Here is a 20,179-nt window from a genome sequence, read left to right as displayed (position 1 = left end):
TAAATGAACAGGTCAAAAGTCTGCAGGATTATAAAAGAATAAAATCCGAATCTTGCCTTTTTAAGCGAACTGACCCACCTGATAAGATCCCGCAACTGTTCTGAAAGAAACATTGATGCGGTTATAACTGTTGATCGCAATAACTGCCAGTGTCAGCTCAATTAATTCTTCCTCAGAAAACTGGGCTTTTGCCTGATGGTAAACAACATCAGGAACATCTGCTCCGCTGATTTTTGTTACAGCCTCTGCCCATGCCAGTGCCGCGCGCTCACGGTCGGTATAGAAAGGGGCCTCATGCCAGGCAGCCAAAACATAAAGACGCTGTTCGGTTTCTCCGGCAGCACGCAGGTCTTTAGCATGCATATCCAGGCAATAGGCGCAACCGTTTATTTGCGATACCCTGAAATAAATCAGATTCAGGAGAGGTTTTTCTATTTGAGATTTGGTGAGGTAAGCATTGATACCATGAAGCGCTTTGATCGCATCCTGACCTTTTTCGAAAAAATTGATTCTCTGTTCCATGTTTTTGTTTTTAATGATGGTGAAATTTGAATTACACCTGCATATCGAATGGGGAAAAGAAAACAGGACATCAGCAAGAAAATATTTTTGATATCTTAGTTAGACAGAACCATGGAACGCTCCCGGAAATATCTTACTGCAATTCTGGCAATATTGCTTGCTTTTTCTGCATGTTCCGGGACAGAAGCTAAACTCTCCTCGCCTGATAAAAAATTAGAGGAAAAGGTATCGGAGGCACTGAAATACTGCAACGCAAACAGGCTGAATACTTCTTATTGTATCCTGGTAGACATGAGCATCCATTCGGGAAGAAACAGGCTATTTGTTTATGATTTTAAAAAGAAAAAGATCGTTATCAAGGGAATGTGCGCACACGGGAACGGCGGAGGGAGTACACCTTTTAAGGCTGTTTTTAGCAACAAGGTCAATAGCAATTGTACATCACTTGGCAGGTACAGACTGGGCATCAGATCGTATAGCAAATGGGGAATAAACATACACTACAAAATGCATGGCCTGGACAGCACAAACAATAACGCTTACAAGAGGATAGTTGTGCTACATTCTTATACCCCCGTTCCCGAATATGAAATTTATCCTTCCGGCCTTTTTGGGGTGAGCCTGGGCTGTCCCGTCGTCGCCGACCTCACTATGATCGAAATAGATAACCTGATCAAAAGCGGGCAAAAAAATATGTTGCTCTGGGTTTATAAATAAACATTACAAAACGGTGTTCTAAAGATTGCCGCTAAAGATTTGCTGAAGAGTAAATTTGCCCAGACTAATTTAGTACACATAAGAGTTGAAATCAATAAAGTACATAAAAGAACAAAATCAGGGCATTTCTGCAATCCTGGCTTTTGCATTGCTCCCTTTATCGGGCTTTGCAACAGATATTTATATACCCTCTCTGCCTACAATGGCAGCAACGATGCAGGTAAGCAGCTTGCAGGTGCAGCTTACCTTAAGCCTCTTCCTAATCAGCTATGGAGTCTCTCAGTTGTTTATTGGAAGTATACTGGATAGTTTTGGAAGATATAAGCTGAGCCTGATTTGCTTGCTGGTCTTTGCTGCGTCCAGCATTGTTATTGCCAATACCCAGAACATCTATCTCATTTACCTCATGAGGATCATCCACGGATTTACAGTCGGCACCGTGATCGTAGCCAAGCGTGCATTTTTTGTTGATGTTTATGAAGGAGACAAGCTGAAGCATTATCTGAGCCTTTTTTCTATCATCTGGTCTACCGGGCCGATCGTCGCCCCCTTTGTCGGAGGCTATCTGCAAACGGTATTTGGATGGGAATCCAACTTTTACCTCCTTGCAGGACTGGCAGTGATCATGGCCATTTTGGAGTATATATATAGCGGTGAAACCCTGAAAAAGTTTTCCGTATTCTCGCTTAAGAAGATCATAAGTGTGTACATAGAGATGATCAGGACGACCAGTTTTTCCCTGGGTATTATAATGCTGGGACTGGCTTATAGCATGGTCATGATTTACAACATGACTGGCCCTTTTATCATTGAACACCACTTTAATTTAACTCCGGTCGTAGCTGGATATAGCTCACTGATCCTTGGATTTGCCTGGATGGTGGGTGGCTTTATCGGCAAGGCTACCATTGACCGACCTTTTTTTAAAAAGATGGCGGCCAATCTTGTGTTGCAAATGTTATTTGTTGCGTTGATGATCCTCAGCATAAGTTTTATTTCAAATCTTTATTCCCTAATCTTCTTTGCTTTTATCATCCACGTCACAGCTGGTTACATATTTAATAACTATTTTACCTTCTGTCTGAGTAAATTTCCTAGAAATGCAGGCATAGCCAGCGGGCTTACCGGGGGTATTACCTATGTGGTGGTTTCCGCATTGAGCTATACCATCATTTCATTTTTACCTGCAAAGGATGAAGTGAATTTGTCTGCCAGTTACCTGGTCCTGAGCATAGCGTCAGCGATAATCATGTATACGATCTATAAGTTATCAGGAAGAACTGAATCAGCATCAATTGGTTAATCCGCACTTTTGTAACAAAAGAGTGACAGTTATTGGTGTAAATTTAACACTAAGCTTTTGAGATAATTACTAAGTTTACTGGTCAGCACACCAACTAACCAAATCGCTATGCTTCAATTCAAATACCCGAAACTATACAGTACTGTATTTTCTGCAGTTTGCATTTCAATCATTCTTTACTCCTGTGGCTCTGTCAAACCAAAAGCGGAAAACGCTGCTGCGGTGGTCAGTACGGCGCCTCCTAAACCAGCCCGTATACTTGTGTTTTCCAAAACCAAAGGATTTTACCATTCCTCTATACCTGCCGGAATTGCAGCGATTCAAAAATTGGGAAAGGAAAACAACTTTATAGTAGATACAACAAAAAATTCAGATTATTTCGTAGAAGATAGCCTGAAACACTACAGTGCAGTTGTGTTTTTGAGTACCACCATGAATGTGCTCAATGCCGACCAGCAGGTTCAATTTGAAAGGTATATTGAAGCCGGAGGCGGCTATGCGGGCGTCCATGCCGCGGCAGATACCGAATATGACTGGCCATGGTACAATAAACTTGTTGGTGCTTATTTCAAAAGCCACCCTGGTAATCCTAATGTCCGCAAAGCTACCGTTGATGTTGTAGATGATACTCATGTGTCTACACAAGGATTGCCGAAAAGATGGGAACGTACCGACGAATGGTACAATTATAAAAGCATTCAGGGCGATCTCAAAGTACTCGCCAAACTCGACGAAAATAGCTATGAAGGTGGCGAGAATGGCAATAATCACCCCATCGCGTGGTACCATGATTTTGACGGCGGGCGTGCATTTTACACCGGAGGTGGCCATACTGATGAGAGCTTTACTGAACCCTTGTTTGTGAAACACTTACTTGGCGGGATCAAATATGCGATTGGGAACAATGCGGTTTTGGATTATTCCAAATCCTATGCGGTAAAAAAACCGGAAGACAACCGTTTTACGAAAACTGTTTTGTCCAATGACCTCAACGAACCCATGGAGCTTTCAGTAGCACCAGACGGCAGGGTGTTTTTCATAGAGCGTGCCGGTAATTTCTTTGTATATAATCCGGCAGATGGCAAGACCACACTGGTCTATAAGTTTCCGGTAAAAGCAGTGGATAAATACCTGAACGGACTGCTTGGAATCGGTATTGACCCTGATTTTGCCAGCAACAATTACCTGTACTTTTTCAATACCGCAGAGGCTGGTGGCAAATACAAGCAACACATTTCCCGCATTCCCATCAGTAAAGACAATGTACTGGACCTGAAATCAGAGAAGGTGATCATCGAGATCCCAATTGACCTCGAAGTGAGTGCGCATACAGGGGGGTCCATAGCTTGGGATAAACAAAAGAACATGTACATCTCGACAGGCGATAACACAGTTCCATTTGAATCCGATGGCTTTGCACCAATAGACAGACTTGAAAACAGGCTGGTATATAGTGCAGAGCGTTCTGCCGGAAATACCAACGACCTTCGCGGAAAGATCCTGAGGATCCATCCGGAAGCAGATGGCAGCTATACCATTCCTGAGGGCAATTTATTCCCGAAAGGAACGCCACTGACCCGGCCGGAAATCTATGTCATGGGTTGCCGCAATCCTTACCGGATGTCTGTTGATGCCGAAACCGGCATTGTATACTGGGGTGAAGTAGGGCCTGATTCCGGTCAGGACGGACCTCAGGGGCCTCGGGGCTATGATGAATTTAACCAGGCAAAAAAAGCAGGAAATTATGGCTGGCCATATTTTGTCGGAGACAGTAAACCTTATAAAGAACTTGACTTTGCGAGCAGGGGAAAGGGAAAAACTTTAAAAGTAGGACCGTATTTCGATCTCAACGGAGCAACCAACAACTCTCCATATAATACCGGGATGAAAGTGCTGCCTCCGCCAACCAAAGCTATGGTCTGGTACCCTTACGGAAGGTCAGCCGAGTTTCCGGCCCTTGGTGAAGGCGGCCGTTGTGCAATGGGAGGACCAGTTTATCACTACAATGCCGGGTTACAATCCAACACCAAGTTTCCCGAATACTACGACAAAGCCCTGTTCATGTACGACTGGATGCGCAACTGGGTGTTCGCAGTGCGTCTGGATGAAAACCAGAACTATAAACGCCTGGAACCATTTATGGAAACTAATGGCGATTTCAGAAGACCCGTTGACATAGAAATAGGGCCGGAAGGAGCGATGTATATGCTGGAATATGGTTCTGTTTATGGAATTGACAATGTGGATGCTCGTTTGGTGCGCATTGATTATAATGGAGGGAACCGTGCGCCAATCGCGAAAATACAGACAAAAGATACCATCGGTCTTGCACCATATAAAGTAGCGTTCAGTTCAAAAAGCTTTGATAACGACGATGATGACCAACTTTCTTACGAGTGGCGTTTTGAAGGAAATGCTGTCGCCTCAAAAGAAAAGGATGTCAGCTACACCTTTCAAAAGAACGGAGTGTACAATGCCACATTAAAAGTAACCGACATGGCTGGCATGAGTACTATTGATACTGTTGTGATTAAAGTAGGCAATACACTGCCGCAGGTTGCGATCAATGCAAGCAGCAATACTTCTTTCTTTTTTCCAAAAGCAAGCAAGTTCAATTATAAAGTAGACGTAAAGGACAATGAAGACAAAGTGATCGACAAGAAAAAAATCAAGGTAGACCTCAACTTCATTGCCAAAGTCCAGAACAACCAATCACTGGTCGGCCACCAGGAGATCACCCCAACTTACAACTATGGCAAATCACTGATTGCAGGAAGCGACTGTAAAGCCTGTCACCAGGTCAATGCGCTTTCCGTAGGCCCATCATTTATGCGGGTTGCTAAACGGTACGCAACCGACAAGACGGCTGTTGACAAACTTTCCAACAAGATCATCAAGGGAGGTGGCGGAGTTTGGGGCGAGCATGCCATGAGCGCACACCCCCAGATCTCCAAAGAAGATGCGTCAGAAATTGTCAAATACATTTTATCCCTTGGTGTTAAAAAAGCAAACACCGCATTGCCTGCACAGGGTAGCGCTGCCCTGGATAAACACTTTGCTGTAAAAGACCAGGGACGTTATATTTTCTCAGCTTCTTATACTGACAACGGAGGCGCAATTACCCCGCTTACCAAAAAGGAGACACTGATCCTGCGTCCTGCAAAAGTTCAGGCAGAAGATGCCGATCTGCTTCACAATGTGGATAAAGGTGAGAAACAACTGGGCAGCATCCACAACGGATCTTACTTTGTGTTTAAAAACATCGACCTGAAAGGTATTGGCAAACTTACCTACCTGTATTCCTCATTAAACAGAAACGGAAGCATCGAAGTGCACCTGGATTCACCAAAGGGACCAATAGTAAGCAAGGCAGATTTTACCACTACAGGCAACTGGGAAAAATATCAGAAACTGAGTGCAGCTATCAGCACAACAGCCACAGGCCGTCATGACCTGTACTTTGTTATTGTAAAAGATGCTCAGCCAAACCAGCACCTGATCAGCATAGACTGGATCAATTTTTCCGCTCAATAATTACCAGCCAATCGCTCCCTCTTCCTTCAGAAGGCGGAGCGATTGCTTTTGTGCCGGAATTGTCAAACTCTCCCAATACCAGTTTATGTCCATCCCTCGGATTAAACAAAGCTGCAGTCAACTTACTCCCTTTTAAATTTTTAGTATTAATTGTTGTCTTTCTTCCGTACGGCAGATAGGCCATCAGAAAATCCCCGTCCTGTGAAATGGAGCCCATTTCATATTCAACCGTCTCCGGATTATCTTTGGCGATCACGGTCTGGTCCGGCACCAGCCTTTGCCAGTTGTAAGTTTCAAATAACTTCCGCATCAGTCCAACCTGAAATGCCCCCGGATGACCAAGAGCAATCTTCCAGTTTGTCCTGGCCCAGGAAACAGGGTTTTTATCATTATAAAACTGCCAGATGTTGTGGTCTCCATAAGTATGCCCCATCGCCCCTGAAAGCATGCTCCAGTAAGCGGTCTGCCTGGCGTCAAAATCATCCATCCAGCCAAACTTACCAGGATTAAACTGATTGGGATGGTCTTCATACCTCGGCTCACCGTCTACATGTGGATGAACAGGAGTCAAGGCCCTGTTCTTCCTGTTGAAAGTATAGTTTTTCGATTCTTTGGAATGCCCGGTCTGCGACATGTGAAAATCCAGCCAGGTGTCGTCTTTAAAAAATTCTGAAGAACTTCTGGCACCGGTAGGATGAAAGGTCATCAGGTGATTTCCTGCATCCCCCTTTTTAATCCCCTTTGCCATAGCCACGATGATATCCCGGTCATTCTGATCCTCAATATTCCGGTCTCCGCCCATTACCCAGACTATAGCGTTATTTTTATACCGTTTGCCTACATATTCGCCAAACACCTCTGCATTCTGCGGAGTAAAGATCTCCGGGCCTACACCCCATGCTTTATTCCACTTATCACCCCAGGAAGGCAGCATAGCAATGATCAATCCTAGCTTCTCTGCTTTTCTTACCACATAATCTACATGTTTAAAATAAGCCTCATTGGGTTTTGCCGGATCATTGCCGCTCAAGGGCTTGTCGCCATAGGGGTTAGGTTTGTTCAACCCATCGAGCTCCGCCAGCACCACCGCCTGGATTACCGTAAAGCCCTTGTCGGCCCTGTCTTTAAGGTAAAGATCAGCTTCCTCCCTAGTGAGCTTATGGAACAATTCCCAGGCTGTGTCGGCGAGCCAGAAAAAAGGTTTGCCATTGGCAGTCTGTAAAAAATGTTTGTCCGGACTAACTTTCAACTGTGCAAAGCCAGGCAATCCGAAAAGGATCGATGCTACGATGATCAGGTTTCTAAACTTCATAATGGTTTGAATATGTGGTCAATATCAAACTTAAATAAAATATCAGATATTCCAGTTCCATTTTACCGGAATAGAAATCAGGGACAGATTCGTTATATTGCATGATGAAAAAAGAAATCATGTATAAAAATCTTCTTATTTTAGGTATAAGCGGCTTACTGACCGCAAGTTTCGCCACCTCCTCTTCCGCATCAGTAAATGCCCAAAACACAGCTGCTCGAATCGAATCAGATACAGCTCAGTTGGTAGGCCGCTGGGACATTACCATAGATGAAAACGGCAAATCCGCACCTTCATGGCTTGAAGTAAAACTGTCAGGAGTCAAAACACTGGTCGGCTATTTTGTTGGGGCCAGCGGCAGCGCAAGGCCAGTTGCCAGGGTTACCCTTGACAATGGAAAATTCGGTTTCACCATCCCGCCGCAATGGGAGGCAGGTGATCAGGATTTTGTCATAAAAGGTGAGCTTGCAGCTTCAGGGATAAATGGAACGATCACCACCAGTGCGGGTAAAACTTACAGCTGGAAAGGCGTAAAAGCACCATATTTGAAAAGGACGGCTGCACCGGTTTGGGGTAAAACCATTGAGCTGTTTAATGGGAAAGACCTGACCGGCTGGAAAGCAATGGGACAAAACCAATGGGAAGTAAAAAACGGCGTTTTGACCAGTGCAAGATCAGGGGCCAATCTGATCTCTGATCAAAAATTTACAGACTTCAAACTGCATGTAGAATTCAGGTATCAGAAAGGAAGCAACAGTGGCGTTTACCTCAGAGGAAGACATGAAATACAAATAGAAGACAGTCCAAAAGAGCAGCATCCGGCAAGCGTATTGTTTAGCGGGGTCTATGGCTTTATTGCCCCTAGTGAAATTGCTGCATTAGGCCCCAATACCTGGCAAACTTTCGACATCACCCTAACGGGTAGAATGATCACCCTGGTGGTCAATGGCAAAACAGTGATCACCAATCAGGAAATACCTGGAATTACCGGCGGTGCGCTGGACAGCAATGAAGGCGAGCCAGGTCCGATCTACATCCAGGGAGACCACGGTCCGATTGAATACAGGAAAATCACGATCACACCAGTTAAGTAAGCCAACATGAAAATACTCCTCAAGTCTTGCTTTGCGGCGGCTGTCCTGATGGCCAGTTCCTCTACCATAAGTGCCGCCCCCCAAAGCGGAAAGCCACAAAAAGTGGAAATCAGCAAAACGGCCTCAGGTTATACCTTTAAAAGAAACGGATTGCCCTATTTTGTGAAAGGGGCAGGCGGGACTTCGCAAACAGAGAAACTAAAAGCCGCCGGGGGCAATTCTTTCCGCACCTGGGGTACTGACAATGGCGCTGCACATTTAGACCGGGCAGAGCAGCTGGGGCTAACTGTTACAATGGGGCTGGATGTGGCCCGTGAGCGCCATGGCTTCAACTATGATGATCCCGCCGCGGTAAAAAAACAACTGGAAAAACTGCGCAAAGAAGTTCAGAAATACAAGGATCACCCGGCCTTGCTGGCCTGGGGTATTGGCAACGAACTGAACCTGGACTATAAAAACCCGAAAGTATGGGATGCGGTCAATGACATCGCAAAGATGATCCATGAAGAAGACCCCAACCATCCCGCCACCACCATGCTCGCTGGTATCAATCAAAAAGAAATTGACCACATCAAAGCAAAGTGTCCTGCACTGGATTTCCTGTCTGTACAGGTGTATGGCGGCCTGGCCAAAGTCCCCCAGCAATTGCAGACCACAGGATGGAATGGGCCTTACCTGGTTACCGAATGGGGCCCAACAGGCCATTGGGAATGCCCCAAAACATCATGGGGAGCGCCGGTAGAAGAAACCAGTACTGAAAAAGCAGAAGTCTATAAAACACGGTATGAAGCTTCTATATTAAAAGATAAAAATTGTCTGGGCTCGTATGTATTTCTATGGGGCCAGAAACAGGAGCGGACACCTACCTGGTATGGCTTGTTTACAGAAGCTGGAGAAACCTCAGAAGTATTTGACGTGATGCAATATGAATGGAGTGGTAAATGGCCTCAAAATCGTGCACCTAACATCAGCTCTCTGAAAATAGACGGAAAAAGTGCACGCAGTTCCATTCATCTCAATCCTCAGGAAAAATACTTAATAGCACTTTCCGCTTCAGATCCTGACAATGACAAATTAACTGTCCGCTGGGAACTGCTGCCTGAAGCGACTGACCTGGGGCAAGGCGGTGACCGGGAAAGCAGGCCCGTGGCCATACCAGATATGGTGACCAGCACCTCACTGACAAATGCGATGCTCACTGTGCCGACAAAGCTTGGCGCTTACCGTTTATTTGTCTACGTGAGCGACGGGCATAACCATGTCGCTACCGCAAATATTCCCTTTTTTGTAGAATAACAATGACCATAGAAACACACCATACCGGAAATACGAAAACAGCAGAAGTCCTGTCAGAAGAAATACTGGTCAGCAATCCCGAAGATGGATTACAGCTGATGGGGGATCTTTATTACCAGGGCTTTGACAAGATCATTCTCCATGAAAAAAACATCAGCCCGGATTTCTTCGATCTTAAGACCGGCATAGCGGGAGAAATCCTGCAGAAATTCTCCAACTACAGGGTACCGCTGGTCATTATCGGGGACTTCAGCAAGTACCGAGGAAAGAGTATCAGGGACTTTATTTTTGAAAGCAACAATGGCAGGCAGGTCAATTTTCTTCCTGACCTCAGCACAGCAATAGAGCAGCTCTCCAAATAATCCATAAAGTGGATAACTCCGGCTAAGTTGATAAGTATTGTAAACTTCTGAAGATCAAATTGGTTAACTATATAAACGTTTAATTGTATAGTTAAAATGACGAGGTATGAAAAAGTGTATTTATGTTGTAGAAGACAATGCAGCAATCAGAGATGTCATCGAATTTATGCTTACAGAAGATGAATATGACGTGGTGGTATCTCCAACCGTCAATGATTTCTGGCGGCAAATGCAACTACGTAACCCCGATATGATCGTACTGGATATTAAACTGCCTGACGGTAATGGACTGGAAGTCTGTAAAAAACTAAAAGGCAGTATTAAAACCTATAATATTCCGGTGATGATGATGTCAGCAAACAATTACCTGAGCAAAGTCAAGTCAGGATGTGTTGCAGAGGAATTTATCAATAAGCCGTTTGACCTGAATGATTTTGCGAACAGGATCGAGCATTATGTAGCGAGTTAATAATCCTGGTATTCTTTATTCTAACCTCCCTGCCCAAACACTATCACTCACGCTTTTCCTGTTATCTGTCCGATACTGAAACTGGTTGACAGTCGCGTGGTGTGCTGCGTTTGTCTCCTGGTGCTTTGGTCAGGCGGGTTATACCCAGCCAAAGACGGCCTGGAGTCCGGCACTCTTTCCCAAGGGACGATTTAGAAAAGAGCCGCTTCCCGGAATGATCATGGGTATTTACTTTCCGTCAATGCGCCGTATAGCCCATCGCGGAATTGTGGAGTCACTGCATGGAGATTTTATCGTTTGTATTGAGGGCAATACGAATTCTGATGGTTCGAGAAATGGTGATGGAGTGTATAGGAGGGTGAGGCATAAGAGGAGTATAGCAAACTTTTCGGAATGGTAACACAACTTCATTTATTACCGAGTTCTTCTGCCAGTCCAATCAGGAGTCCATCCTTTGCACGAATATAGCAGAGCCGGTATGAGTTCTCGTATTGCACTACTTCGCCAACGAGTTGAGCTCCGTGTTTGATGAGTCTGGATACCAGCTCGTCAATATCCTTGATAGTGAACATAACGCGTAGATAACCAAGTGAGTTCACCGGTGCAGTCCTGTGATCTGAGATGGCAGGCGGAGTTAGAAATCGTGAAAGTTCGAGCCGGCTGTGGCCATCAGGGGTAACCATCATAGCAACCTCTACGTGCTGGGAGCCAAGTCCGGTAACACGGCCCGCCCATTCTCCTTCGATCGTGGCCCGCCCTTCGAGCTTCAGGCCTATTTCTGTGAAAAAAGAGACAGCATCATCGAGGGATTCTACAACAATGCCGACATTGTCCATTCGCAATAATTTATTTTCTGTCATAGTGATATCCGTTTGTTAATTAAATGTCGTAATTCCATTTAAAACTTCCCAATAAAGTTTAAGTAAGAAGCAACTCATGCATCTGTCAGCGTACGCAAGAAGTTTTATAAAACGTATGGAAACCCCGGATCTTTTGCATCCTAAAGAAAAGATAAAAACCATTGTATGAAAAAGATTTTTACTACTGCTGCAATTCTGCTTTTCTTTGGCTTTTCAGTAAAAAGTCAGACCCTTAAATTAAAGCGCGATACGACGCTCCAAATAAGTATTCCGGTTTTGAAAGCGTACAGTTTTGTGAAAACCCCGGCTTATAGTGCTTTGAGGCCTGAACCCGTCCGGATGCCAAATGGATATGTTAAGGCCACAGATAAATCCATTCCTATGCCTGCCCACAAGGCTGAAATCGCTCCTGATCTGTCTCGGACTGATTGCCCCAAACGGAAATAGCCAGGGTAAACAACTGCCAAAACATCATTATATGATTTGCAGCAGCAATTTGTAGACCTTGGTCTTGGGATGTTCAGAATTTGGAGTGTACTGCGAAAGGCGCTAACTTAGCTCCATGTCTTCACACCACATCGTAAAAGAAAAACAAGAGCCAGCCCTTTACATCCATCACCTGGGAAGGTTTGACGAAGAATACCTCGGACAGCTTCTGGAGTGGAGCCCGACCTTGATCGTCAATGCTTCCGTTTATGAAAAAACGATCAGTCTTGGTCTCAAAATAGATGTAGTGGTGAATGCAGGAACAGAAGAATTTTTCCAGGAAAACACTAAGGTCATCAAGGCCGGTGCGGAAGAACTTGATGCAGTACTGGATTACCTCATTGCCGAAAAATATCCGGCAGTTAATGTAATTGATGCAAAAAGCAATTTAAGAGAACTGGGCAGCTATCTCGACCGGATCAGTATAGTAGTGTTCAGCCCTGAAGAAAAAGCGTACGCCATAAAATCAGGCTTTAAGGTTTGGAAACCAAAGGGCAGCATTTTCAAAATTGAAGTGCTGGCATATTTTGAAACCGCCAACCTGCGGCAGACCGAGAATGAAGATTTCGAAGTGATCGCTGATGGATTCGTAGAGTTTACTTTTAATGTTCCTTATTTATTTATCAGTGAAGTGTTATGATCATTTTAAGAAGAGCTAAAGAACAGGACATTGAAAGCATTCAGGGCCTGGCCCACAGGACCTGGTACGTGACTTACGGAGATTACCTCTCGGTAGAGCAGATTGAATATATGCTGGATAAAATGTACAACAAAGGCGAGCTGCTCTCGCAGTTTGAAGCTGGGTATATCTTTTTAATGGCAGAAGAAGATGGCACAGACCTTGGTTTTGCCGGATTTTCTATTCTGGACTCAGCTACAAAAACCTATAAACTGCATAAACTTTATGTACTTCCTGAAACACATGGCAGGGGCATAGGCAAGCTGCTGATGAATGAAGTGCTGAACCTGGTAAAACGTGCCGATGGCGCTTTCCTGCAACTCAGTGTCAACAGGAACAACAAAGCTGCGGAATTCTATAAAAAAGCAGGCTTTATCATAAAAGAAACCATTGACCTTGATATTGGTAATGGTTTCTTAATGAACGATTATATTATGGAAAAAGCTTTATAAAGGGATTTATTGTCCCCTTACAGGATCTTTAGGCTTGGTTACATTCGGATAAGAATAAGTCTTCATTTCTTCCTGCAGAACCTGGATGGTACGTTCCAGCTGCGGATCCTTGCCTTCGAGCAAGTCTTTAGGGGTTTGTTCCACAAAAATGTCCGGTGCGACACCTTCGTTTTCTATGATCCATTTCCCCTTAGTATCATAAATGCCAAAATTTGGAGAGGTAATACTTCCGCCATCTAACAATTGGGGATATCCGCTGATGCCTACCAGGATCCCCATAGTCGTGCGGCCGATCAGTTTGCCCAGGCCTTTGTTTTTAAACATATAAGGCATCATGTCACCTCCCGAACCCGCATTCTCGTTGATCAGCATGGCTTTCGGCCCAAAAATACCATTGCCCGGAGTGGTAAAGCTTTTGCCATCCCTTATGGCCCAGTAACTGACCAGTTCGCGGCTAAGCAGATCGATTACGTAATCTGCCACCCAGCCTCCGCCATTGTTTCGCTCATCCATGAGCAAGGCCTTCTTATCCATTTGTGAAAAATAGTACCGGTTAAAATATTTATAACCATCCGGTCCCGTGTTTGGCATATATACATAAGCGATCTGTCCGTTGCTCAGTTTATCTACCCTTTTGCGGTTCCTTTCTACCCATTCCATTTTTCTCAGCTCCATTTCCGAATTAACGGAGATCGGAATCACGACAACCTCTCTTGCTCCATCCAGACTGGCTTTGCTGTTGACCTTAATGGCCACCTGTTTATCAACTTTAAAATCAAACAAGCTGTATATTGATGTTTTAGCAGTCAGAGGTATTCCGTTTACCGCTACGATATAGTCGCCTTCTTTAATGTTGAGTCCTGGTTCGGCAAGCGGGGCTTTAAAGCCCGGGTTCCAGTCCAGCCTGTTGTAGATCTTTGCGATCTTATAAAAACCATTTTCCGTCTCATAATCGGCCCCCAGCATTCCAACACCTATTGCTGTCGCAGCAGGTTCGTCGCCAGGATAAATGTAATTGTGGCCGACCACCATTTCTCCCATCATTTCATTAAACAGATAAGCCAGATCTGAGCGGTGGTTTACGTAAGGAAGGAATTTTTCATATTTGACTTTTATAGCAGGCCAATCCCGGCCGTGCATGTTCTCAGCATAGAAATATTCCTTTTCCATGTGCCATACTTCGTTAAACATCTGCTTCCATTCGGCGGCAGGGTCTACCAGTACCTTAATGCCATCCAGCTTTACCTTTCCGGATTCAGGTGTAGCCGGTTTTTGTGCAGCGGCATTCAGGTAGTAGGATCCACGGGTGGAATAGAGCATGGTTTTTCCATCGCTGCTCACAGTAAATCCGCCAACACCCTGAACCAGGCCGGTTGCCTCCATCTTGTTCAGGTCAAGAACGCCCAGCTCTCCGTCCCGCACATACAGCAATTGACCCTCAGCACGTCCGTCAAGCCGGTAAATACCGCCGGCGGTGATTGGTAAAGAAATGATCCGGTTGCTGAGGTCATCAAGGTCTATCTCTGTTGTTTTCGCCGCGGGCTTGACAGGATCTTCTTTTTTGTCCTTTCCTTTTTCATCTTTTTTAGGCCCAGCCTTCTTATCATCCTTTTTGGGCTCTTCTTTCTTTGCCGCTTTTTCTTCTGCAGTCACAGCCTCTTCATCACTTTCTGTTTTGTATAATGAAGGAGTTTTTTTAGAGAGGATAAGGGCATAAGCATTGAAGCTAACCGGGCGCTGATAGGCCGACATGTGCAGTCCGCTGTTGGTCAGTCCTATGTCAGTACTGGCCACAAAAAACAAGTATTTGCCGTCTTTACTGAAAGCGGGGGCAAAAGCACTGCTCATACCATCTGTGATCTGCGTATGCGTTTCTTTTTCCAGGTTATATAAAAATACAGCACCCACCGTGTTTGGCAATGTAGCTGTATAACTGATCCATTTTGAATCCGGAGACCAGGCAGGCATCAGCATATTGTAAGTCCGGTTGGTCTGAGAACCCAATTTATCCGCTTTGACGAGTACTGGTTTCCTGGTGTCGATGTCAATGTAAAACAAGTTCAGGTGACTGTCGCAATAAAACAGCTTTTTGCTGTCAGGAGACCAGGCCGGTTGAAAATAAAAATGTGTTCCGCCGAGGTCTATGTATTCAGGAGCACCTTTTGTAGCCTGGTTTTGCAGTACCAGCTGGTAGCTGCCGTTCTTGTCAGAAAGGTAAGAAATGTACTTCCCGTCAGGGGACCAGGCCGGGTATTTTTCGTAGCTGCCCGGGGAATTCGTAATGTTTCTGGCGTCACCCTTTTCTTTAGGAACGGTAAAGATCTCACCACGGCTTTCAAACAAAACCCTAACCCCTTTCGGCGATATTTCAAAATTGCGTACCGCCGTAGCCATGTCAATATAGTGCTGGCGTTTATACGGTGCATCTGCCTTGATATTGATGCTCAGGCCTGTTATTTTATTGGTTCCCGGATCCATGATATGGATCTTTCCAGCCTGCTCAAATGCAATTACCCCGTTGCCGGCATTCAGTGATTTGATATCGTAATCCTTGAACCTGGTCAATTGCTCAGTTTTTTTGCTTTTGACATCGTAGCTAAAAAGATTTAAGGTAAGGTCTTTGTCAGACAGGAAATATACTTTATCGCCCAGCCACTGTGGTTTTACATTGTTGGCATTAGCTCCCGGAATGACCTCAATATTTTTACTCTGTGTATCAAAGATCCATATTTGCGGCATGCCGCCGCCACGATAACGTTTAAAGGCGACATTTGCGCGATCCGTCGGATCACCGTTCTTGATGTATGCCCAATAGCGGTGGTCCGCAGATGGGGAACCCTGAACCGCCTCAGGCATGGGCAGGGGCTTTTCATCTGTACCATCCAGTTTTATACTGTGCATCCTGGGACTGAGCGCATAATTAAAATCGCGCGTAGACGTAAAATACAACTCTTCATTGTTTAGCCAGCCTCTGACAAGGTCGCTGTTGGGGTGGTAGGTAACCCGTTTGGGATCGCCGCCGGCAACCGGGATCACATAAACATCAGTATTGCCGTCATAATTCCCGGTAAAGGCAATCTGCTTGCCATCGGGCGAAAAGACGGGATTTTGTTCTACCGCAGGATTAATGGTTAGCCGCCTGGGATTGCCGCCATCCTTGTCAGCAACCCAGATGTCCCCCCCATAAACAAATGCGAGGTTATTTGTACTTATTGCCGGGCTCCTCAGCAATAATGTCTCCTGTTTTTGTGCCGTTGCGGGCAGCGTGAAGGATGCAAACAGCAAAGCCTTAGCCAGCAGCGAAACGCCAGCAGATCTTAAAACATTCATGTGCGTTATTTAGAATAATAATTATTTTTTCAGTTTAGGAATCCTGGTCGGCGTATCTATCCCTTTTACAATACTGATCGCGCTTTGTGCAATTCCTTTTATCGTAGCCAGGATGTTTTCGGGATCCAGGCTTGAATACTCATCTTTTACCGTGTGGTAAAGCTTATCGGTATCAATCTGATCGGTGCTGATGGTATGTGCCGGTACACCGAGCGCGGCCAGTGTGGCATTGTCGCTCCTGTAGAAGAGCTTCTGTTCAGGATAAGGGTCCGGATGAAAGGTAAACTCGCTGCCCTCGAGATTCTTTTGCAGGATCTTACCAAAATCCGATCTTTCGTAGCCTGTGATGAAGGCTGCATTCTTGCCAAACTTGCTTTCCTTGCCAATCATCTCGATGTTAAACATAGCCACTACGTCATCCGGGTTTAGTTTCTGTGAAAAATACTTTGCACCGAACCCGCCGATCTCCTCTGCGGTAAAGGCGACGAAAATCAGTGTACGTTCATTGTTGTTCAATGCTTTATAATATTTTGCCAGTGCGATCATCGCAGTTGTTCCCGATGCGTCGTCATCCGCACCATTGGCTATGCTGTCCTGGCCTTCAGCCTTAATAATTCCGAGGTGGTCATAATGACCGGAAAAAATCACAATCTCCCTGGCTTTCGATTTCCCCGGGATCATTCCGGCTACGTTAAACAAAGGCTTGCCATCTTTTTCAAAGGATTGTCTGAAGCCTGTCTGGCCTTCAAGCGGCTGCAGCCCTATGGTTTTAAATTCCTGCTCTATAAAACTCGCGGCTTTGTCTATTCCCGGACTAAAAGTAGCCCGGCCCTCCATTTCGTCACTGCTCAGTGTTTTGATCAGGCGGTCTACATATTCCCTGGTAATAATCTTGTTGATGTCCTGTGCGCTGGCCTGTTGTGCCAGGAATAGTACAAATAAAAAGTAAATGGTTTTTTTCATCAGTTAGTTAGTTTGATTTAGTCTTTGCTTACGCCTGGTCACTTCCGTGGCAACCCGCGTATCATGCACGTCATCAGTTACAGTGACTTCATAATCTTTATCCTTGTCAGATTCATGGATCTGCGCCGTTTCAATATTTTGTACAGAATGGTCATAAGGCCCTCTGCTGCTCATCAGCTTTACAAAAACCGGCAGGCATTCAAAGAAGACAAACAAAAGTCCGATAAAAGTAATGGCTATAGCTGTATTTAAATCCCTTTTTCCGTTAGGGCTGAAGCTGAGCTGACCCAACGCCCAGTTCCTGTCTGCAAAACCCGCGATACTGGTCAGGCTGTCCAGCTGTTTGCCGGTATATAATCTTTCTGAAAGCAAGCCGTCAAATTGCTTACGGTCATCCACAAAGTTTTCCAGTTTTCTGATCTCGGATGACAGCGTGTCCAAATCCTGTTCCCGCTGTCTCAGCTCTCCTTCTTTCCTTTTGGCATAAGGACCATAGCCCATGATCCCCGAAGTTTCAGTGGTTTTGTTCCCGAAGATCTCATAATTGAGTTTTTGGCGATCGGTTTTAATGGCGCTCTGCATCGAATCCCTTTGTGCCTTTACCTCCTTCAATTTGGCCATCTCAATTTTGTATTTATTGCCAAAGGCCATATTCAGGGTATCTATTTTGGAGCGCTGGTTGTTGAGGTAGCTTACCTTGAGCCGTTCCTTGATCTCCTTATCAAATATTTTAAGTTCCAGCGGACGGGAGATCACCAGGCCTATCATAATGGCCAGCAGAATACGTGGAGTAGCCTGCAGGATCTGTTTATTGGTCGACGCACTTTTATTGATGCTGGATACAATATAACGGTCCATGTTTAAAATGGCCAGACCCCATATCAGCCCGAAAAAGAGTGCAAACAACACCGCCGCAGTATCTCCCTTGAACACAAAATACATGGCATAGCCACCGGACAAGGCAGCAAATAATCCCGTAAAAAAAATGGTTGCCCCGATACCAAAATACTTATTGTGCTCCGTTGGATATTTTTCCAGCGTAGGGACATGCACCCCCGAGCAGAACCAGAAAAAACGGGATATCTTATTCATAATAACCGAAGATAATAAAGACTTATTATTAAACGCCCAAGGTACCCAGTTGTTACAAAATATCTATTAATCAGTTATTCAAATGTTTGTAATATTTTTTTATATTTATAAGGATGCTTGCCTAGTTTTATCTAAGTTTGAATAAAAGATCAAAGAACATGATTAAGGAAATAACTGTTGAAGAGCTCAAAGAGAAAATAGACAATAACGAAGATTTTCAATTGATTGACGTTAGAGAGCCCTTTGAATACGAAGTGTCAAACCTGAACGGAGAGAACATTCCACTGGGTGGAATACTGATAGAAGCTGACAGGATTGCTACCGATAAACCGGTAATTATGCAATGCAGAAGCGGAAAAAGAAGTGCCGCGGCAGTCATGCAGCTGGAAGCGCAGCTGGGCCTGACCAATCTTTACAATTTACAGGGAGGCATTTTGGCCTGGCAGGAGGCTTTTGATCCTGAAATGCCTGTGTACTAGCACTATGGCAAAGAAAATAGCATTGAACGTTTTTTATAACCTGGCGATTATTATCTCCGTTATAGGAATGATCTGGTGCTTTAACAATCAGAAATACCTCATCATCCCTTTGTTTTTGGCTACAGCGGCTTTCTTTATCTATCTGAAAGTGCAGCTGGTCCGGGAAATGAGAAATACACTTAAGAAGTAAAAAGACCTTCAGAGATACCCGTCAATCCTAAGCCAGGCAACTGGTTTAGGACATAGCGGCCCTCTGCCATTTCAGGAGCCGCAAAAGGGTTATTCTTAGTAAGCCATGGCCCGTCCAGATCAGCCCAGTCACACAAAGGAGCCAGCGCTATACCCGCCTGGGTGGCACAGGAGGTTTCACTCATACAGCCGATCAGCACTTTCATACCAAAAGACTTTGCTTTTAAGATCATCTGATGCGCTTCATACATACCGCAGCATTTCATCAGCTTTACATTGATGCCATGATAGACCCCCTTCAAACTATCCATGTCCGCCAGCCTTTGAACGGCCTCATCTGCAAGCAGCGGGATCGGGCTGCGCCCGGTGAGCCAGGCGTTGCCCTCTATATTTGATTTGTCCATAGGCTGTTCGATCAACAGCGCGCCCTGGTCATGCAACCAGTAGATGATGTCAATGGCCTTTGCCTTATCTGTCCAGCCCTGGTTGGCATCGATATACAATGGCAGGTCACTAACCTCCCTGATCGTATTGATCAGCTCCTTATCATTGTCCCTGCCCAGCTTGATTTTCAAAACTTTAAAGCCCAGTTGCACCGCATCAGCCGCTTTTTCCCGGATCACTTCAGGACTGTCTATTCCAATCGTATAAGAAGTGAGCGGCATCTTTGCAGGAGCGGCCCCGTAAATCTCGTAGCAGGGCTTACCCACCAACTTCCCATTGATGTCATTTAATGCAATGTCTATCGCTGCTTTGATGGCCGGATGCCCGCCATCTATACCATCCAGATAGGCGATTACCTCCTGAAAGTTAAATGGATATACAAACCTGTTCCAGTCGACTTTTTTTAGAAAAGCTTCGGCAGTTTCCACACTTTCACCCATGTACGGCACCATCGATGCTTCACCATAGCCATCGACTCCGTTGTGGCTGATTTTCAGCAGCATAATGGGCGTTCCCGTCCTGGAAAACCTTGCGATGGAAAATGGATGTTTCAGTTCAAGATAGTAGGGTTGATAAAAAGCCTGCATAGTAGGTGT

General features: G+C 45.1%; 20 protein-coding genes. 13 read left to right on the top strand and 7 right to left on the bottom strand.

What is annotated here, in order from left to right; all coding sequences use genetic code 11:
• Positions 1-60: 60 nt before the first annotated feature.
• A complete protein-coding gene (locus tag QEP08_RS16850) occupies positions 61-522 on the bottom strand; it encodes a carboxymuconolactone decarboxylase family protein (protein WP_285059756.1) in 462 nt (153 codons plus the stop codon).
• A gap of 111 nt (positions 523-633) precedes the next feature.
• Between QEP08_RS16850 and QEP08_RS16845 the strand changes: the two genes are divergently transcribed.
• The 3 genes from QEP08_RS16845 (at position 634) to QEP08_RS16835 (ending at position 6,076) form a co-directional block, all read left to right on the top strand.
• On the top strand, positions 634-1,239 hold the full coding sequence (locus tag QEP08_RS16845) for a murein L,D-transpeptidase catalytic domain-containing protein (RefSeq protein WP_285059755.1): 606 nt from the start codon (positions 634-636) through the stop codon (positions 1,237-1,239).
• Between the two features lie 85 nt (positions 1,240-1,324).
• Positions 1,325-2,542: an MFS transporter gene (locus QEP08_RS16840; protein ID WP_285059754.1), complete on the top strand. Its 1,218-nt coding sequence runs from the start codon at positions 1,325-1,327 to the stop codon at positions 2,540-2,542.
• A 108-nt stretch (positions 2,543-2,650) separates the two neighbouring features.
• Entirely contained in the window at positions 2,651-6,076 is a 3,426-nt protein-coding gene (locus tag QEP08_RS16835; RefSeq protein WP_285059753.1) for a ThuA domain-containing protein, read from the top strand.
• Here the strand turns inward: QEP08_RS16835 and QEP08_RS16830 are convergent.
• On the bottom strand, positions 6,057-7,388 hold the full coding sequence (locus QEP08_RS16830; protein WP_285059752.1) for a glycoside hydrolase family 140 protein: 1,332 nt from the start codon (positions 7,386-7,388) through the stop codon (positions 6,057-6,059). The two genes, QEP08_RS16835 and QEP08_RS16830, sit on opposite strands and share 20 nt — an antisense overlap.
• A gap of 119 nt (positions 7,389-7,507) precedes the next feature.
• On the opposite strand from QEP08_RS16830, the gene QEP08_RS16825 reads away from it, so the two are divergent.
• From QEP08_RS16825 to QEP08_RS16805, 5 genes are all read left to right on the top strand, one after another.
• Positions 7,508-8,482, top strand: coding sequence for a 3-keto-disaccharide hydrolase (locus tag QEP08_RS16825; protein WP_285059751.1), 975 nt, complete (start codon positions 7,508-7,510; stop codon positions 8,480-8,482).
• Between the two features lie 6 nt (positions 8,483-8,488).
• Entirely contained in the window at positions 8,489-9,778 is a 1,290-nt protein-coding gene (locus QEP08_RS16820) for a glycoside hydrolase family 2 TIM barrel-domain containing protein (RefSeq protein ID WP_285059750.1), read from the top strand.
• Between the two features lie 2 nt (positions 9,779-9,780).
• A complete protein-coding gene (locus QEP08_RS16815; RefSeq protein ID WP_285059749.1) occupies positions 9,781-10,140 on the top strand; it encodes a DUF4180 domain-containing protein in 360 nt (119 codons plus the stop codon).
• Between the two features lie 106 nt (positions 10,141-10,246).
• Entirely contained in the window at positions 10,247-10,609 is a 363-nt protein-coding gene (locus QEP08_RS16810) for a response regulator transcription factor (RefSeq protein ID WP_285059748.1), read from the top strand.
• An 85-nt stretch (positions 10,610-10,694) separates the two neighbouring features.
• A complete protein-coding gene (locus QEP08_RS16805) occupies positions 10,695-11,009 on the top strand; it encodes a C40 family peptidase (protein ID WP_285059747.1) in 315 nt (104 codons plus the stop codon).
• A gap of 7 nt (positions 11,010-11,016) precedes the next feature.
• Here the strand turns inward: QEP08_RS16805 and QEP08_RS16800 are convergent, their stop codons facing one another.
• Entirely contained in the window at positions 11,017-11,469 is a 453-nt protein-coding gene (locus tag QEP08_RS16800; RefSeq protein ID WP_285059746.1) for a VOC family protein, read from the bottom strand.
• Positions 11,470-11,634: 165 nt separating this feature from the next.
• On the opposite strand from QEP08_RS16800, the gene QEP08_RS16795 reads away from it, so the two are divergent.
• The 3 genes from QEP08_RS16795 to QEP08_RS16785 all read left to right on the top strand — a co-directional run bounded on the left by QEP08_RS16795 (position 11,635) and on the right by QEP08_RS16785 (position 13,086).
• Positions 11,635-11,916 carry a hypothetical protein gene (locus QEP08_RS16795; protein WP_285059745.1) on the top strand — a complete coding sequence of 94 codons (282 nt, stop codon included), beginning with the start codon at positions 11,635-11,637 and terminating at the stop codon, positions 11,914-11,916.
• 115 nt (positions 11,917-12,031) lie between these two features.
• On the top strand, positions 12,032-12,595 hold the full coding sequence (locus tag QEP08_RS16790) for a thiamine pyrophosphokinase (protein WP_285059744.1): 564 nt from the start codon (positions 12,032-12,034) through the stop codon (positions 12,593-12,595).
• A complete protein-coding gene (locus QEP08_RS16785; protein ID WP_285059742.1) occupies positions 12,592-13,086 on the top strand; it encodes a GNAT family N-acetyltransferase in 495 nt (164 codons plus the stop codon). The genes QEP08_RS16790 and QEP08_RS16785 overlap by 4 nt, the downstream gene beginning before the upstream one ends.
• Before the next feature lie 6 nt (positions 13,087-13,092).
• Here the strand turns inward: QEP08_RS16785 and QEP08_RS16780 are convergent, their stop codons facing one another.
• From QEP08_RS16780 to QEP08_RS16770, 3 genes are read right to left on the bottom strand one after another with little or no spacing between them, the layout of a single operon-like run.
• Positions 13,093-16,416 (bottom strand): S41 family peptidase, encoded by a 3,324-nt coding sequence (locus tag QEP08_RS16780; RefSeq protein WP_285059741.1) that lies wholly within the window; start codon positions 16,414-16,416, stop codon positions 13,093-13,095.
• Between the two features lie 21 nt (positions 16,417-16,437).
• Complete coding sequence (locus tag QEP08_RS16775) at positions 16,438-17,379, bottom strand: M20/M25/M40 family metallo-hydrolase (RefSeq protein WP_285059740.1); 942 nt, start codon at positions 17,377-17,379, stop codon at positions 16,438-16,440.
• A 3-nt stretch (positions 17,380-17,382) separates the two neighbouring features.
• Positions 17,383-18,471, bottom strand: a complete 1,089-nt coding sequence (locus tag QEP08_RS16770) for a DUF4407 domain-containing protein (RefSeq protein WP_285059739.1) — start codon at positions 18,469-18,471, stop codon at positions 17,383-17,385.
• 161 nt (positions 18,472-18,632) lie between these two features.
• Here QEP08_RS16770 and QEP08_RS16765 point away from each other — a divergent pair, with 161 nt between their 5' ends.
• Positions 18,633-18,950 (top strand): rhodanese-like domain-containing protein, encoded by a 318-nt coding sequence (locus tag QEP08_RS16765; RefSeq protein ID WP_285059879.1) that lies wholly within the window; start codon positions 18,633-18,635, stop codon positions 18,948-18,950.
• A 4-nt stretch (positions 18,951-18,954) separates the two neighbouring features.
• Entirely contained in the window at positions 18,955-19,140 is a 186-nt protein-coding gene (locus tag QEP08_RS16760) for a DUF6358 family protein (RefSeq protein ID WP_285059738.1), read from the top strand.
• On the opposite strand, the gene QEP08_RS16755 is transcribed toward QEP08_RS16760, so the two are convergent.
• Complete coding sequence (locus tag QEP08_RS16755) at positions 19,130-20,170, bottom strand: dipeptide epimerase (RefSeq protein WP_285059737.1); 1,041 nt, start codon at positions 20,168-20,170, stop codon at positions 19,130-19,132. The genes QEP08_RS16760 and QEP08_RS16755 overlap by 11 nt on opposite strands.
• Positions 20,171-20,179: the final 9 nt, after the last annotated feature.

The organism is Pedobacter ginsengisoli (assembly GCF_030244015.1).
GTDB classification, from domain to species: domain Bacteria; phylum Bacteroidota; class Bacteroidia; order Sphingobacteriales; family Sphingobacteriaceae; genus Pedobacter; species Pedobacter ginsengisoli.
Note: the sequence above shows the minus strand (reverse complement) of the source record. Positions and strands in the feature narration are given on the sequence as shown.